This is a genomic window from Pseudomonas mosselii, assembly GCF_003205295.1.
Lineage (GTDB): Bacteria > Pseudomonadota > Gammaproteobacteria > Pseudomonadales > Pseudomonadaceae > Aquipseudomonas > Aquipseudomonas mosselii_B.
Map to the genome: position 1 here is coordinate 45,539 of NZ_QJRP01000018.1, position 14,002 is coordinate 59,540.

Annotated in this window: 13 protein-coding genes and 6 tRNA genes; 8 read left to right on the top strand and 11 right to left on the bottom strand. The window is 63.1% G+C overall.

The window, feature by feature from the left end; translation table 11 throughout:
- Nucleotides 1–183: 183 nt before the first annotated feature.
- Nucleotides 184–672, bottom strand: a complete 489-nt coding sequence (gene bkdR / locus DMX06_RS17450) for a Bkd operon transcriptional regulator BkdR (protein ID WP_028691050.1) — start codon at nt 670–672, stop codon at nt 184–186.
- A gap of 198 nt (nt 673–870) precedes the next feature.
- Here bkdR and DMX06_RS17455 point away from each other — a divergent pair, with 198 nt between their 5' ends.
- The 5 genes from DMX06_RS17455 (at nt 871) to DMX06_RS17475 (ending at nt 6,627) form a co-directional block, all read left to right on the top strand.
- Nucleotides 871–2,103 carry a 3-methyl-2-oxobutanoate dehydrogenase (2-methylpropanoyl-transferring) subunit alpha gene (locus tag DMX06_RS17455; RefSeq protein WP_110738599.1) on the top strand — a complete coding sequence of 411 codons (1,233 nt, stop codon included), beginning with the start codon at nt 871–873 and terminating at the stop codon, nt 2,101–2,103.
- 1 nt (nt 2,104) lies between these two features.
- The gene (locus DMX06_RS17460) at nt 2,105–3,163 is read left to right on the top strand and encodes an alpha-ketoacid dehydrogenase subunit beta (protein ID WP_110738600.1); all 1,059 of its coding nucleotides are present in this window, start codon (nt 2,105–2,107) and stop codon (nt 3,161–3,163) included.
- The gene (locus DMX06_RS17465; RefSeq protein WP_110738601.1) at nt 3,164–4,432 is read left to right on the top strand and encodes a dihydrolipoamide acetyltransferase family protein; all 1,269 of its coding nucleotides are present in this window, start codon (nt 3,164–3,166) and stop codon (nt 4,430–4,432) included.
- Nucleotides 4,433–4,434: 2 nt separating this feature from the next.
- Nucleotides 4,435–5,814: a dihydrolipoyl dehydrogenase gene (gene lpdA, locus DMX06_RS17470; RefSeq protein WP_110738602.1), complete on the top strand. Its 1,380-nt coding sequence runs from the start codon at nt 4,435–4,437 to the stop codon at nt 5,812–5,814.
- Between the two features lie 252 nt (nt 5,815–6,066).
- Nucleotides 6,067–6,627 carry a hypothetical protein gene (locus tag DMX06_RS17475; protein ID WP_110738603.1) on the top strand — a complete coding sequence of 187 codons (561 nt, stop codon included), beginning with the start codon at nt 6,067–6,069 and terminating at the stop codon, nt 6,625–6,627.
- Nucleotides 6,628–6,630: 3 nt separating this feature from the next.
- Here the strand turns inward: DMX06_RS17475 and DMX06_RS17480 are convergent, their stop codons facing one another.
- A complete protein-coding gene (locus tag DMX06_RS17480; RefSeq protein ID WP_110738604.1) occupies nt 6,631–8,022 on the bottom strand; it encodes an aminotransferase-like domain-containing protein in 1,392 nt (463 codons plus the stop codon).
- A 187-nt stretch (nt 8,023–8,209) separates the two neighbouring features.
- On the opposite strand from DMX06_RS17480, the gene DMX06_RS17485 reads away from it, so the two are divergent.
- A complete protein-coding gene (locus DMX06_RS17485; RefSeq protein WP_110738605.1) occupies nt 8,210–9,412 on the top strand; it encodes a benzoate/H(+) symporter BenE family transporter in 1,203 nt (400 codons plus the stop codon).
- Nucleotides 9,413–9,443: 31 nt separating this feature from the next.
- Here DMX06_RS17485 and DMX06_RS17490 read toward each other — a convergent pair.
- Both DMX06_RS17490 and phnN read right to left on the bottom strand, forming a co-directional pair.
- Nucleotides 9,444–9,520: transfer RNA gene (locus DMX06_RS17490), tRNA-Arg, on the bottom strand.
- 74 nt (nt 9,521–9,594) lie between these two features.
- Complete coding sequence (phnN, locus tag DMX06_RS17495; protein WP_110738606.1) at nt 9,595–10,218, bottom strand: phosphonate metabolism protein/1,5-bisphosphokinase (PRPP-forming) PhnN; 624 nt, start codon at nt 10,216–10,218, stop codon at nt 9,595–9,597.
- A gap of 109 nt (nt 10,219–10,327) precedes the next feature.
- Here phnN and DMX06_RS26355 point away from each other — a divergent pair, with 109 nt between their 5' ends.
- Together DMX06_RS26355 and DMX06_RS17505 are read left to right on the top strand one after the other, a co-directional pair.
- Entirely contained in the window at nt 10,328–10,477 is a 150-nt protein-coding gene (locus DMX06_RS26355) for a hypothetical protein (RefSeq protein ID WP_155952690.1), read from the top strand.
- 87 nt (nt 10,478–10,564) lie between these two features.
- Nucleotides 10,565–10,891 (top strand): Arc family DNA-binding protein, encoded by a 327-nt coding sequence (locus tag DMX06_RS17505; protein WP_003254499.1) that lies wholly within the window; start codon nt 10,565–10,567, stop codon nt 10,889–10,891.
- A 233-nt stretch (nt 10,892–11,124) separates the two neighbouring features.
- Here DMX06_RS17505 and mgtE read toward each other — a convergent pair whose 3' ends face one another.
- The 7 genes from mgtE to csrA form a co-directional block, all read right to left on the bottom strand.
- Complete coding sequence (gene mgtE / locus DMX06_RS17510; RefSeq protein WP_110738608.1) at nt 11,125–12,567, bottom strand: magnesium transporter; 1,443 nt, start codon at nt 12,565–12,567, stop codon at nt 11,125–11,127.
- Between the two features lie 399 nt (nt 12,568–12,966).
- Nucleotides 12,967–13,043 (bottom strand) — tRNA-Arg (locus DMX06_RS17515).
- Nucleotides 13,044–13,114: 71 nt separating this feature from the next.
- A tRNA-Arg gene (locus tag DMX06_RS17520) sits at nt 13,115–13,191 on the bottom strand.
- Nucleotides 13,192–13,263: 72 nt separating this feature from the next.
- Nucleotides 13,264–13,340 (bottom strand) — tRNA-Arg (locus tag DMX06_RS17525).
- A 70-nt stretch (nt 13,341–13,410) separates the two neighbouring features.
- Nucleotides 13,411–13,487: transfer RNA gene (locus DMX06_RS17530), tRNA-Arg, on the bottom strand.
- A gap of 48 nt (nt 13,488–13,535) precedes the next feature.
- A tRNA-Ser gene (locus tag DMX06_RS17535) sits at nt 13,536–13,626 on the bottom strand.
- Between the two features lie 72 nt (nt 13,627–13,698).
- On the bottom strand, nt 13,699–13,887 hold the full coding sequence (csrA, locus tag DMX06_RS17540) for a carbon storage regulator CsrA (protein WP_003254503.1): 189 nt from the start codon (nt 13,885–13,887) through the stop codon (nt 13,699–13,701).
- Between the last annotated feature and the right edge of the window lie 115 nt (nt 13,888–14,002).

Sequence of the window (14,002 nt, forward strand, 5' to 3'; positions counted from 1 at the left end):
ATTGAGGTCGGGGGTGACGCACTCGATTTCAACGATGCCCTTGAGGAACGCTGCCTGGTTGCGCGGGCCTTCGGTCGTCATGACGCTGTCCTTCTTGTTGTGTTCGCATGCCGGGAATGGCGACGCACACAACATAGGCCCGGGGTGTTTAAAATATCAAGCACCCCAGGCGCCGCACCCGGATCATTGCTCGCGCAGCGTCATGCCATTGGCCGGCAACGGCAGCGCGGTCTTGTAGCGCACCTGTTTCAAGGCAAAGCTGGAGCGAATGTTCGCCACCCCGGGCAAGCGCGTGAGGTAATCGAGGAAGCGTTCCAGCGCCTGGATACTCGGCAGCAGCACCCGCAGCAGGTAGTCCGGATCCCCGGTCATCAGGTAGCACTCCATGACCTCCGGCCGTTCGGCGATCTCCTCCTCGAAGCGGTGCAGCGATTGCTCCACCTGCTTTTCCAGGCTGACGTGGATGAACACATTCACATCCAGCCCCAGCGCCTCGGGCGACAGCAGCGTGACCTGCTGACGGATCACCCCCAGCTCCTCCATGGCCTTGACCCGGTTGAAGCACGGGGTGGGCGACAGGTTGACCGAGCGCGCCAGCTCCGCGTTGGTGATGCGGGCGTTTTCCTGCAGGCTGTTGAGGATGCCGATATCCGTTCGATCCAGTTTACGCATGAGAGAAATTGACCTGGTTTTTGTGTTTGTACGGAATGTTTATCTGCGCCGCCGGACAAAGGCAATGAACTTGAGAGAAAAATTCTCCTGCCGTCCCCCTATGATGTAAAAAGACGCTGACCTGCCAGTCACGAGCCGGCAGTCAGCGGCGGCCGCTTCAAAGCTCACAAAAACAACATTCGAGCGAGCGTAAAAAGCATGAACGAGTACGCCCCCCTGCGTCTGCATGTGCCCGAGCCTACAGGCCGGCCAGGCTGCCAGACCGATTTCTCCTACCTGCGCCTGAACGACGCGGGTCAAGTCCGTAAACCCCCTATCGATGTAGAGCCTGCCGACACGGCGGACCTCTCCTACAGCCTCGTGCGCGTGCTCAACGAGCACGGCGACGCCGTCGGCCCCTGGGCCGAGGGCATCGAGCCGCAGGTGCTGCGCCAGGGCATGCACGCCATGCTCAAGACGCGCATCTTCGACAGCCGCATGGTGGTCGCCCAGCGCCAGAAGAAGATGTCCTTCTACATGCAGAGCCTGGGCGAGGAAGCCATCGGCAGCGGCCAGGCCCTGGCCCTGAACCGCAGCGACATGTGCTTCCCCACCTACCGCCAGCAGAGCATCCTGATGGCCCGCGAGGTGTCGCTGGTGGACATGATCTGCCAGTTGCTGTCCAACACCCGTGACCCGCTCAAGGGCCGCCAGCTGCCGATCATGTACTCGGTGCGCGAAGCCGGCTTCTTCACCATCAGCGGCAACCTGGCCACCCAGTTCGTCCAGGCGGTCGGCTGGGCCATGGCCTCGGCGATCAAGGGCGATACCAAGATCGCCTCGGCGTGGATCGGCGACGGCGCCACCGCCGAGTCCGACTTCCACACCGCCCTGACCTTCGCCCACGTCTACCGCGCCCCGGTAATCCTCAACGTGGTCAACAACCAGTGGGCGATCTCGACCTTCCAGGCCATCGCCGGTGGCGAATCGACCACCTTCGCCGGTCGTGGCGTGGGTTGCGGCATCGCTTCGCTGCGGGTCGACGGCAACGACTTCATCGCTGTCTACGCCGCCTCGCGTTGGGCCGCCGAACGCGCCCGCCGCGGCCTGGGGCCGACGCTGATCGAATGGGTCACCTACCGTGCCGGCCCGCACTCGACCTCGGACGACCCGTCCAAGTACCGCCCGGCCGACGACTGGAGCCACTTCCCGCTGGGCGACCCGATCGCCCGCCTCAAGCAGCACCTGATCAAGCTCGGCCACTGGTCCGAGGAAGAGCACCAGGCGGTCACCGCGGAGCTCGAGGCCGAGGTGATCAAGGCGCAGAAGGACGCCGAGCAGTTCGGCACCCTGAGCAATGGCCATATCCCCAGCGCCGCCTCGATGTTCGAGGACGTGTACAAGGAAATGCCCGACCACCTGCGCCGTCAGCGCCAGGAACTGGGGGTCTGAGATGAACGATCACAACAACAGCATCCATCTGGAAAACGCCATGTCCACCACCACCATGACCATGATCCAGGCCCTGCGCTCGGCCATGGATGTCATGCTCGAGCGCGATGACAACGTGGTGGTCTACGGCCAGGACGTTGGCTACTTCGGCGGCGTGTTCCGCTGCACCGAAGGCCTGCAGACCAAGTACGGCAAGTCCCGCGTGTTCGACGCGCCGATCTCCGAGAGCGGTATCGTCGGCACCGCCGTGGGCATGGGCGCCTACGGCCTGCGTCCGGTGGTCGAGATCCAGTTCGCCGACTACTTCTACCCCGCCTCCGACCAGATCGTCTCGGAGATGGCCCGCCTGCGCTATCGCTCGGCCGGCGAGTTCATCTCGCCGCTGACCCTGCGCATGCCTTGCGGCGGCGGCATCTACGGCGGCCAGACCCATAGCCAGAGCCCCGAGGCGATGTTTACCCAGGTCTGCGGCCTGCGCACCGTGATGCCGTCGAACCCGTACGACGCCAAGGGGCTGCTGATCGCCTCGATCGAATGCGACGACCCGGTGATCTTCCTCGAGCCCAAGCGCCTGTACAACGGCCCGTTCGACGGCCACCACGACCGTCCCGTGACGCCGTGGTCCAAGCACCCACACAGCGCCGTGCCGGACGGCTACTACAGCGTGCCACTGGACAAGGCGGCAATCACCCGCCCGGGCAACGACGTCACCGTACTGACCTACGGCACCACCGTGTATGTCTCACAGGTGGCCGCCGAGGAAAGTGGCGTCGACGCCGAGGTCATCGACCTGCGCAGCCTCTGGCCGCTGGACCTGGAAACCATCGTCGCGTCGGTGAAGAAGACCGGCCGCTGCGTGATCGTGCACGAGGCCACCCGCACCTGCGGCTTCGGCGCCGAACTGGTGTCGCTGGTCCAGGAGCACTGCTTCCATCACCTCGAGGCGCCCATCGAGCGCGTCACCGGTTGGGACACCCCCTACCCCCACGCACAGGAATGGGCCTACTTCCCCGGCCCTTCGCGGGTAGGCGCGGCATTGAAACGGGTCATGGAGGTCTGAATGGGCACGCACGTCATCAAGATGCCGGACATTGGCGAAGGCATCGCGCAGGTCGAGTTGGTGGAATGGTTCGTCAAGGTCGGCGATGTGATCGCCGAGGACCAGGTGGTGGCTGATGTCATGACCGACAAGGCCACCGTGGAAATCCCCTCGCCGGTCAGCGGCAAGGTGCTGGCGCTGGGCGGCCAGCCCGGCGAAGTGATGGCGGTCGGCAGCGAGCTGATCCGCATCGAAGTCGAAGGCAGCGGCAACCATGTCGACACGCCCCAGGCCAAGCCGGCCGAGCCGGAACCCGCGCCGGTCAAGGCCGTGCCTCAACCCGAGCCACGCATCGAGGCACAACCCCAGGCTGCTGCGGCCCATGCCGCCGCGCCTATCGTGCCGCGCGAAGCCCACGACAAGCCACTGGCTTCCCCTGCTGTGCGCAAGCGCGCCCTGGACGCCGGGATCGAGCTGCGCTACGTGCATGGCAGCGGCCCGGCTGGGCGCATCCTGCACGAAGACCTCGACGCCTTCATCAGCAAACCGCAGACCAGTGCCGGCCAGGCACCGGGCGGCTATGGCAAGCGCACCGACAGCGAGCAGGTGCCGGTGATCGGCCTGCGCCGCAAGATCGCCCAGCGCATGCAGGACGCCAAGCGTCGCGTCGCCCACTTCAGCTACGTCGAGGAGATCGACGTCACTGCTCTGGAAGCCCTGCGCCAGCAGCTCAACGCCAAGTACGGCGACAGCCGCGGCAAGCTCACCCTGCTGCCGTTCCTGGTACGCGCCATGGTCGTCGCCCTGCGCGACTTCCCGCAGATCAACGCCACCTACGACGATGAGGCCCAGGTCATCACCCGCCACGGCGCGGTGCATGTCGGCATCGCCACCCAGGGCGACAACGGCCTGATGGTGCCGGTACTGCGCCACGCCGAGGCCGGCAACCTGTGGAGCAACGCCGGCGAAATCGCCCGCGTGGCCCACGCCGCGCGCAACAACAAGGCCACCCGCGAAGAGCTGACCGGCTCGACCATCACCCTGACCAGCCTCGGCGCGCTGGGCGGCATCGTCAGCACCCCGGTGGTCAACACCCCGGAAGTGGCGATCGTCGGCGTCAACCGCATGGTCGAACGGCCGGTGGTGATCGACGGCCAGATCGTCGTGCGCAAGATGATGAACCTGTCCAGTTCGTTCGACCATCGCGTGGTCGACGGCATGGATGCCGCCCTATTTATCCAGGCCGTGCGCGGCCTGCTGGAACAGCCTGCCTGCCTGTTCGTGGAGTGATCATGCAAGAGCTCATCAACACCACCCTGCTGATCATCGGCGGCGGCCCCGGCGGCTACGTGGCCGCCATCCGCGCCGGGCAACTGGGTATCCCCACCGTACTGGTCGAAGGCCAGGCGCTGGGCGGAACCTGCCTGAACATCGGCTGCATTCCCTCGAAGGCGCTGATCCACGTGGCCGAACAGTTCCACCAGGCCAGCCGCTACACCGAGCCTTCGCCGCTGGGCATCAGCGTGGCCTCGCCGCGCCTGGACATCACCCACAGTGTCGAGTGGAAGGACGGCATCGTCGACCGCCTCACCAGCGGTGTCGCCGCCCTGCTGAAAAAGCACGGTGTGAAGGTGATCCATGGCTGGGCGAAGATCCTCGACGGCAAGAGCGTCGAGGTCGACGGCCAGCGCATCCAGTGCGAGCACCTGCTGCTGGCCACCGGTTCGAACAGCGTCGAACTGCCGATGCTGCCGATCGGCGGGCCGATCATCTCGTCCACCGAGGCCCTGGCGCCCAAGGCGCTGCCCCAGCACCTGGTGGTGGTCGGCGGCGGCTACATCGGCCTGGAACTGGGTATCGCCTACCGCAAGCTCGGCGCCAAGGTCAGCGTGGTGGAAGCCCGCGACCGCATCCTGCCGACCTACGACGCGGAACTCACAGCGCCAGTGGCGGACTCGATCAAGAAGCTCGGCATCGCGTTGTACCTGGGGCACAGCGTCGAGGGATACACGGACGGCTGCCTGCTGGCCAGCGATGGCCAGGGCGGGCAACTGCGGCTCGAGGCCGACCAGGTGCTGGTGGCCGTGGGCCGTCGCCCACGCATCAAAGGCTTCGGCCTGGAAAGCCTGGACCTGAAGATGAACGGCGCGGCCATCGCCATTGATGAGCGCTGCCAGACCAGCATGCGCAATGTCTGGGCGATTGGCGACGTGGCCGGCGAGCCGATGCTGGCGCACCGGGCCATGGCCCAGGGCGAAATGGTCGCCGAGATCATCGCCGGCAAGAACCGACGCTTCGAGCCCAGCGCGATCGCCGCGGTGTGCTTCACCGACCCAGAGGTGGTGGTGGTCGGCCAGACCCCGGAACAGGCCGGGCAGCAGGGAGTGGACTGCATCGTCGCGCAGTTCCCCTTCGCCGCCAACGGCCGGGCCATGAGCCTGGAATCAAAAACTGGCTTCGTGCGCGTGGTGGCACGCCGCGACAATCACCTGATCCTCGGCTGGCAGGCCGTGGGCGTGGCGGTGTCGGAACTGTCCACCGCCTTCGCCCAGTCGCTGGAGATGGGCGCATGCCTGGAAGATATCGCCGGCACCATCCATGCCCACCCGACACTGGGCGAGGCGGTGCAGGAAGCAGCGCTGCGCGCCCTGGGCCACGCCCTGCACATCTGACCTGACACTGAAGCGGCAATAGCCGATTTGACCCGCTGCGCCCCTGTCGCCGCGGGTCTTTTTTTCATTCGGCGACAGCGCCATCACTTGCAGCGTGTTTGCCGCAAGCGGCAATTCTCTTCCCTCGCCGGGCAAGCCCATTCCGGACGACAGACAGTTGAAACAGTCCTGACAGCCTGTTTTGCCCTATACATTGCTGGCACAGCTTTTGCCCGGTTTGTCGCGATCTCAAGATCCATTCACGGAGGAAACATGCTTATCACAGCGAACGGCCTGGGTTTGCAGGCCTTGCAACAGCAGCAGCGCAGCGGTAACGAACAGTCTGCGGCGCAGCCGTTCCCGTTCCAGCTGGTCTCGGCCAGCGGCAAAGCTTCGGCGCAGCAGAACAGTCAGGGCAGCACCTCGCAACAACACGCCGAAGACAACCGCAAGGAAGCCTTCTCCAAGCTCATGGTCATGCTGCAGAACCCCGACACGGCGAAGCATGGTCAGAGCAGCGTGGGCAAGCAGGAAGCATCCGGCGCCTTGCAGGAGTTCCGCGACTACATGAGCAAGTCACCGGCGGAAAAGATCAGGGAAAAGCTGCTCGCCGAGCTTGGCCTGACCGAAGAGGAGTACGACGCACTGCCGCCCGAACGGAAAATGATGATCGACCAACAGATCGCCCAACGCCTGCAAGAGGAGGCCGAGATGAAGACCCAGGCCAAGCTCGTGCAACAGGCACAGAGCGAGCAGGCCGCCAGCCAGGCACATGGCGACCTGAACTCGGCGGATGTCCGGGACATCGAAAAACGTTACACCACCAAGCTCTGACGCTCAGTAGAAGCGCTTCGGATCCCCTGACTCGAGCAAGCTGGCCAGCTGGGTCAGGGCGAAGCGCAGCTCCTCCCGGCTGGTCGGCGACATCAGCACGACCCGCACGCCACGCGGATCACCCGTGCGTTCCACCTGGAACTGACTGGCGCTCATCACCACCACGCCATTGGCCCGCGCCAGCAGGGCGAACTCGTCACTGCGCCATGGCTCGGGCAGGTTGAGCCAGAGGTGATAGCTGTGCGGTTGGCTTTGCAGCGATGCCTCGGTGAAGACTTCACGGGCGATGGCCTGACGTGCCGCCGCCTCGGCGCGGTGCATGCGGATCAACTGGCTGTCCAACCCTTCGCCGATCACATGGCTGGCCAATTGCGCGGTCAATGGCGAAGGCATCCACACCGTGCTGCGCACCATGGCGGTCAGGCGCGACAGCAGCTTCGGCGGGCTGTACAGGTAGCCGATGCGCAGCGCCGGCATGACCGACTTGGACAGGCTGGTGAGGTAGATCGAACGCTCCGGGGCGAAGGTCGCCAGCGGCCGGGTCTGCGGGTCGGTGGCAAGGAAGCCGTAGATGTCATCGTCCAGCAGCAGGAAGTCGAACTCCTCCGCCAGCGCCGCGATCTGGGCGCGCCGCTCATTGGACATGATTGCCGTGGTCGGGTTCTGGCAGGTCGCCACGCACACCAGCATGGCGGGTCGCTCGCGCTGGCAGATCTCGCGCAAGGCCTCGGGGATGATGCCCTGTTCGTCCATCGGCACGCCACGCAGACGGCGGCCCAGGCCATGGGCCACGGAAATGATGCCCGGATAGCACAGCGACTCGCACAGTATCAGGTCACCCGCCCCGGTCAGGGCGCTGATCGCCACCATCAGCCCATGCTGGGCACCGCTGGTGATGACCACCTGCTGCCACTGCGCACCCGGTAGCCACTGGCGCAACCATTGCGCGCCCGCCTCGCGATGTACCGGATGACCACCGTCGGGGGCGTAGTCCAGCACCTGCTCCAGCCGTGAGGTATTGGCCAGCTCGGTCAAGGCGTTGCGCAACCAGTACTGCAGGGTTTCGCCGTAGGGTTTGATGATCGACAGGTCGAGCGCTTCGCTGCGCACAGCGGGTGCTACGCGGGTAGCGACAGGGGCCTCGCCGGTGTCGGCGATCCGGTCAAGGACGTAGGTGCCACGCCCCACCTCGCCATGGGTCAGGCCTCGCCGCGACGCCTCGGTGTAGGCGCGGCTGATGGTACCTGGCGTGACCTCCAGCGCCTGCGCCAGTTCGCGCAGCGTCGGCAAGCGCTCGCCACGCCGCAACGCGCCGCTGGCGATGTCATGCGCCAGCGCATCGGCGATGGACAGGTAGACAGGCTGATTGCTTTCGCTGATCCGTGGGACCCACATGAGACGGCTACCGGGCTGGAAATGTTTGAAATTTGAACACACAGGCTGACTTGAGTCGATCCTTCGAGCGATTCAAGTTGTAAGCGGCGCCCGCGTGAGAACGGCCCCACTTGAATTCAGGCATCGTTACCGTATAGATTCAATTTGAATCAACTCAATCGAATCAATCAACTCACCTGGACTCGCCATGGACAACCTCAGAAAGGATTTTTCCCTCTGCGCCTTGGTCGCCGGCCTGATCGCCGTGATCATCTCCTATGCAGGCCCCTTGATCATCGTGTTCCAGGCTGCCGATCAGGCAGGCCTGGACAACGCAGCGACCGCCTCTTGGATCTGGGCCATCTCCATCGGCAGCGGCCTGACCGGCCTGCTGCTGAGCTGGAAACTGCGGGTGCCGGTGATCACCGCCTGGTCCACGCCCGGCGCGGCACTGCTAGTATCGATGCTACCGAGCGTGTCACTGGCCCAGGCGGTGGGCGCCTACATCGTCGCCTCGCTGCTGATTGCCGTGATCGCCCTGAGCGGCGCCTTCGACAAGCTTATGAACCGCCTGCCCAAGGCCATTGCCGCAGCGATGCTGGCCGGCATCCTGTTCCGCTTTGGCGCCGAGCTGTTCAGCTCGATCCACCTGCAGCCGGTGTTGGTGCTATCGATGCTGGCGAGCTACCTGCTGTTCAAGCGCCTGTCGCCGCGCTACGCGATTCTTTCGGTGCTGATCGTCGGTTGCGGCCTCGCCGCCGGCCTGGGCCAGCTCGACACCCAGGCCCTGGTGCTGGAAATGACCATCCCGACGTGGACCAGCCCGCAGTGGAGCTGGCAGGCCATCGTCAACATCGGCCTGCCCCTGGCCCTGGTATCACTTACCGGCCAGTCGGTGCCCGGCATAGCCGTGCTGCGCACCTCCGGCTACCAGGTGCCGGCACGCCCGATCGTATCGGTCACCGCCCTGGGTTCGCTGCTGCTGGCGCCATTCGGCTGCCACGGCGTCAACCTGGCGGCGATCACCGCCGCCATCTGCACTGGCCGCGAGGCCCACGAGAACCCGGACAAACGCTATATCGCCGGCATGGCCTGCGGCGCCTTCTACCTGCTGATGGGCAGCTTCGGCGCGACCCTGGCCTCGGTGTTCGCCGCCCTGCCGAGGGAACTGATCGCCGCCCTTGCCGGGCTGGCGCTGTTCGGCGCCATCGCCAACGGCCTGGCGGGTGCCATGGGTGACGAGAAACAGCGGGAGCCGGCGCTGATCACCTTCCTGGTCACCGCATCGGGGATGAGCCTGCTCGGCCTTGGCGCCGCGTTCTGGGGATTGATCTTCGGGTTGGCGGCACATTTCGCCCTGAGCTATAGCCGCGCAGTACGACAGCCACAGGCAAGTGCTCAGACACGTTGATCGAAGACAAGGGAGCTGAGGGAAGCAGAAATGGCGTCCCAGGGCAGGTTCGAACTGCCAACCTTCCCCTTAGGAGGGGGATGCTCTATCCAATTGAGCTACTGAGACACAGAAGCCGACAACAGACGCTGTGCGGCGGGGACGGCGAGCATGTTAACCAGCGTGTGAGCATTTGTCATGTATCAATCGGGCAATTTGCACGTCGGCTTTTTCCCCGCCGCGTCGACGATCACGCCTTCGCTGCGCAAGTGCGCGAGCAACGCCTCGACCGCACTGGCAAGTGATCCGGAGTTGTCCACGACGTGCACGCCCGGATCATAGGCCTGCAACCTGAAGTTGCGGGCCAGGCGCTGCTCGATCTCCTCGGTGCTCTCCCTCCCCCTGGCCAGCAGACGCTGGCGCAGCGCCTGCTGTGAAACGGTCAGCCCCACGGCCACCAGGTCGGGATAGCGCTGCCGGGCATTGGCCAGGTAGGCACGCGAACCATTGACCAGTACCGACCGACCCGCAGCGAGCCATGCGTCCAGCTGAACAGGAATGCCATAGCTCAAGCCGTTAGCCTGCCAGTCCAAGGCAAAGGCCCCCGCCTCGCGCATAGCCTCGAAGCGCTCGACGCTCACCCCGAGGGCAGCTTCGCCCTTGGCCTCGGCTGAGCGCGTGATAACCCGCCGGGCGACTTCGACACCTAGGGTGAACAATCGCTCACGCGCCGCATCGATCAGGGAATCTTTTCCCGAACCCGACGGTCCCATGAGGAATACAAGGCGCCCCCTTGAGGTTGCCCCACCGCTTGCGTCATATTGCATAGCCACTATGCTCAATGTATGGGAAACCAGCGCATTCCAGGATTTTCCCCAGGCCTTTACCGTCTTTTACCAGATTTTGACGGCATTTGTCTGACGCCGGTGCAATTCGATGAATGTGAAACTTTTCAAACCAGTGCTCATTTCTGATAATTGGTACTGGCAAAAAGCCTTTATCGAGATCACTATTTGTCACAGAATTGACGCCAAGGAAACGGCGACCATGAGGCAAGATGAAGAACCAAAATCACATCACGGTTGAACATTTTGTCGTCGCCGCGGTCGTACTTCCACCGTGCGGCCAATTTGCGAACCGCTCCCCCTGAACCAGAACAACCGGTCAATTTATATGCGCCCAATGAAACAGGCTATCTATTCGAGCCGCACCGCTGACAAGTTTGTCGTCCGCCTGCCAGACGGGATGCGTGAGCGCATTGCCGAGGTAGCGCGCAACCACCACCGCAGCATGAACTCCGAGATCATCGCCCGCCTGGAGCAGAGCCTTATCCAGGAAGGCGCCCTGGGTGATGAACTGAGCATGCGCCTGGACAGCCCAGAGCTCAGCCTCCACGAACGTGAACTGCTGCAGCGCTTCCGCCAACTGTCCCACCGCCAGCAGAATGCCCTGGTCGCCCTCATCGCTCACGATGTGGAAATGGCCGCCGACGCGTCCTGATCCAGGCAAGCGACAACCGCACACAAAAAAGCCAGCGCAAGCTGGCTTTTTTGCATCTGGTGATTACGGTGGGGTACCGCACGCCCCCTGTAGGAGCGGCCTTGTGTCGCGATAGGGCCGCATCGCGGCCCCAGGATTTCAGCATTGATGCAAAGATCGCCGGGGCCGCTTTGCGGCCCTATCGCGACACAAGGCCGCTCCTACAGGGGTTGCGCATAGCCTGAACCCAACGCTTACAGCAGGAACAGCGTAGCCAGCCCAAGGAAGATAAAGAAACCGCCACTGTCGGTGACCGCCGTAATCATCACACTCGACCCCATCGCCGGATCACGCCCCAGGCGCGTCAACGTCATCGGGATCAGCACGCCCATCAAGGCGGCCAGCAACAGGTTCAGGGTCATCGCCGCTGTCATCACCAGGCCCAGCGACCAGCTGCCATAGAGCCAGAACGCCACGACGCCGATCACGCCACCCCAGATCAGGCCATTGAGCAGCGACACCGCCAGCTCCTTGCGCATCAGGCGACTGGTATTGCCCGGCGACACCTGGTCGAGGGCCATGGCACGCACGATCATGGTGATGGTCTGGTTACCCGAGTTGCCGCCGATACCCGCCACGATCGGCATCAGTGCCGCCAGCGCCACCAGCTTCTCGATGGAACCCTCGAACAGGCCGATCACCCGGGAGGCAACAAATGCGGTGATCAGGTTGATGGCCAGCCACGCCCAACGGTTGCGCAGCGAGCGCCAGACCGAGGCGAATATGTCCTCCTCCTCGCGCAGACCGGCCATGTTGAGCACTTCGCTCTCGCTCTCTTCACGAATCAGGTCGACCATTTCATCGATGGTCAGACGGCCGATCAGGCGCTCGTTCTTGTCCACCACCGGGGCGGAAACCAGGTCGTAGCGCTCGAAGGCCTGGGCGGCGTCGTAGGCATCTTCCTCGGGGTGGAAGGTCACCGGGTCATTGGCCATGACCTCCGCGACTTTCTTGTCCGGGTCATTGACCAGCAACCGCTTGATCGGCAGCACGCCCTTGAGAATGCCATCGTAATCGACGACGAACAGCTTGTCGGTATGCCCTGGCAGCTCCTTGAGCCGGCGCAGGTAGCGCAATACCACCTCGAGGCTGACGTCTTCGCGGATGGTGACCATCTCGAAGTCCATCAGCGCACCGACCTGCTCTTCGTCATAGCTCAGGGCCGAGCGCACACGCTCGCGCTGCTGGGCATCGAGGGTTTCCATGAGCTCGTGCACGACGTCGCGAGGCAGCTCCGGCGCCAGGTCGGCAAGTTCGTCGGCGTCCATTTCCTTCGCGGCGGCCAGCAACTCGTGATCGTCCATGTCGGCGATCAGGGTCTGGCGCACGGCATCGGAGACTTCGAGCAGGATGTCGCCGTCGCGATCCGAGCGCACCAGCTGCCAGACCGTCAGGCGGTCGTCCAGCGGCAAGGCTTCGAGGATATAGGCGATGTCGGCGGGGTGCAGGTCGTCGAGCTTGCGCTGCAGTTCGACTAGGTTCTGGCGGTGGACAAGGTTTTCCACCAGGTCATGGTGGTGACCTTCCTGACGGTGCGTCAGGTCCTCGACCACCCGCTGGCGCTGCAGCAGTTCGATCACCTGGGCCAGGCGATCCTGCAGGCTGTCTTGGGCTTTCTTTACTTCGATTTCGGTCATAGGCGAACTCCACTCCCAGCAGCGGAGCACGCCGGGAGAATCAATCGGTCAGATCAGGCTGTATGAAGCGTGTTGGCGAGTAACTACTGGGTAAGTCCATGGTGGGATTCCACAAGCCCCGGCGGGGCTGACGGGCGCAATCATACACTGTGCAAGCTGTCGGATCGCTTAAATTTTTGGCCAGAACAATCGTTTGCGCGCTAAAGCTGTGACAACGCTCGAAGCCATCAGTGCGACGGTCGCTCTGGCGTGAAAAGCACATTCGTCTTGTGCTGGTTCGATTTGCTGCGCCTGGCCCCTTTCGGGAACACCTACAGAACAGCGTAGATGGACATCCGTGACAATTCAGCGCGCCAGAAAAACAAAAAGCCCGCTCTAATGAGCGGGCTTCTTGATGTGTGGCGGACTCAGCAGGATTCGAACCTGCGACCGCTCGGTTCGTAGCCGAGTACTCTATCCAGCTGAGCTATGAGTCCGTGGTGGTAGTTTTAGGCCAGATTACCACTGGCTTGTTGAAGTGCCTTTGCAAGCAAAACCACTTCAAAAGTGGCGGACTCAGCAGGATTCGAACCTGCGACCGCTCGGTTCGTAGCCGAGTACTCTATCCAGCTGAGCTATGAGTCCGTGGTTGGTAGTTTTAGGCCAGATTACCACTGGCTTGTTGAAGTGCCTTTGCAAGCAAAACCACTTCAAAAGTGGCGGACTCAGCAGGATTCGAACCTGCGACCGCTCGGTTCGTAGCCGAGTACTCTATCCAGCTGAGCTATGAGTCCGTGGGGTAGTTTTAGACCAGATTACCACTGGTGAATTGAAGCAGCCTTGCAGGCAAAGCCACTTCAAAAGTGGCGGACTCAGGAGGATTCGAACCTCCGACCGCTCGGTTCGTAGCCGAGTACTCTATCCAGCTGAGCTATGAGTCCGTGTCTTGCTGTGCCATTCGGATCGCACTAAGCGCTCCAGGCAAATAATGGCGGTGAAGGGGGGATTCGAACCCCCGATACCCTTATGAGGTATACTCCCTTAGCAGGGGAGCGCCTTCGGCCACTCGGCCACCTCACCGCAACACGAGGCGAATATTAAACACACCCTTCCTCGTTTGCAACCCTTTTTTTGAAAAAAACTTCAAAAAAATTAAAGGCTTGGCTCCTCGTCCTTCTCTTTCTTGATCCGCAAGTAGATTTCCTCGCGGTGAACAGCCACTTCCTTGGGCGCGCTAACGCCAATACGCACCTGGTTGCCTTTGACACCCAGGACCGTCACGGTGATCTCACCGTCACCAATGATCAGGCTCTCGGCGCACCGACGAGTCAGAATCAGCATAGTTTTCTCCTCACATGAATCTTCAGGGACAACAGTCTTTGAAAAGCAGGGCCTTGCCGGGGACGACGGCACTGCCCGGATCGACCACCATGGCTGCCTGGACAGGGACAGCCGC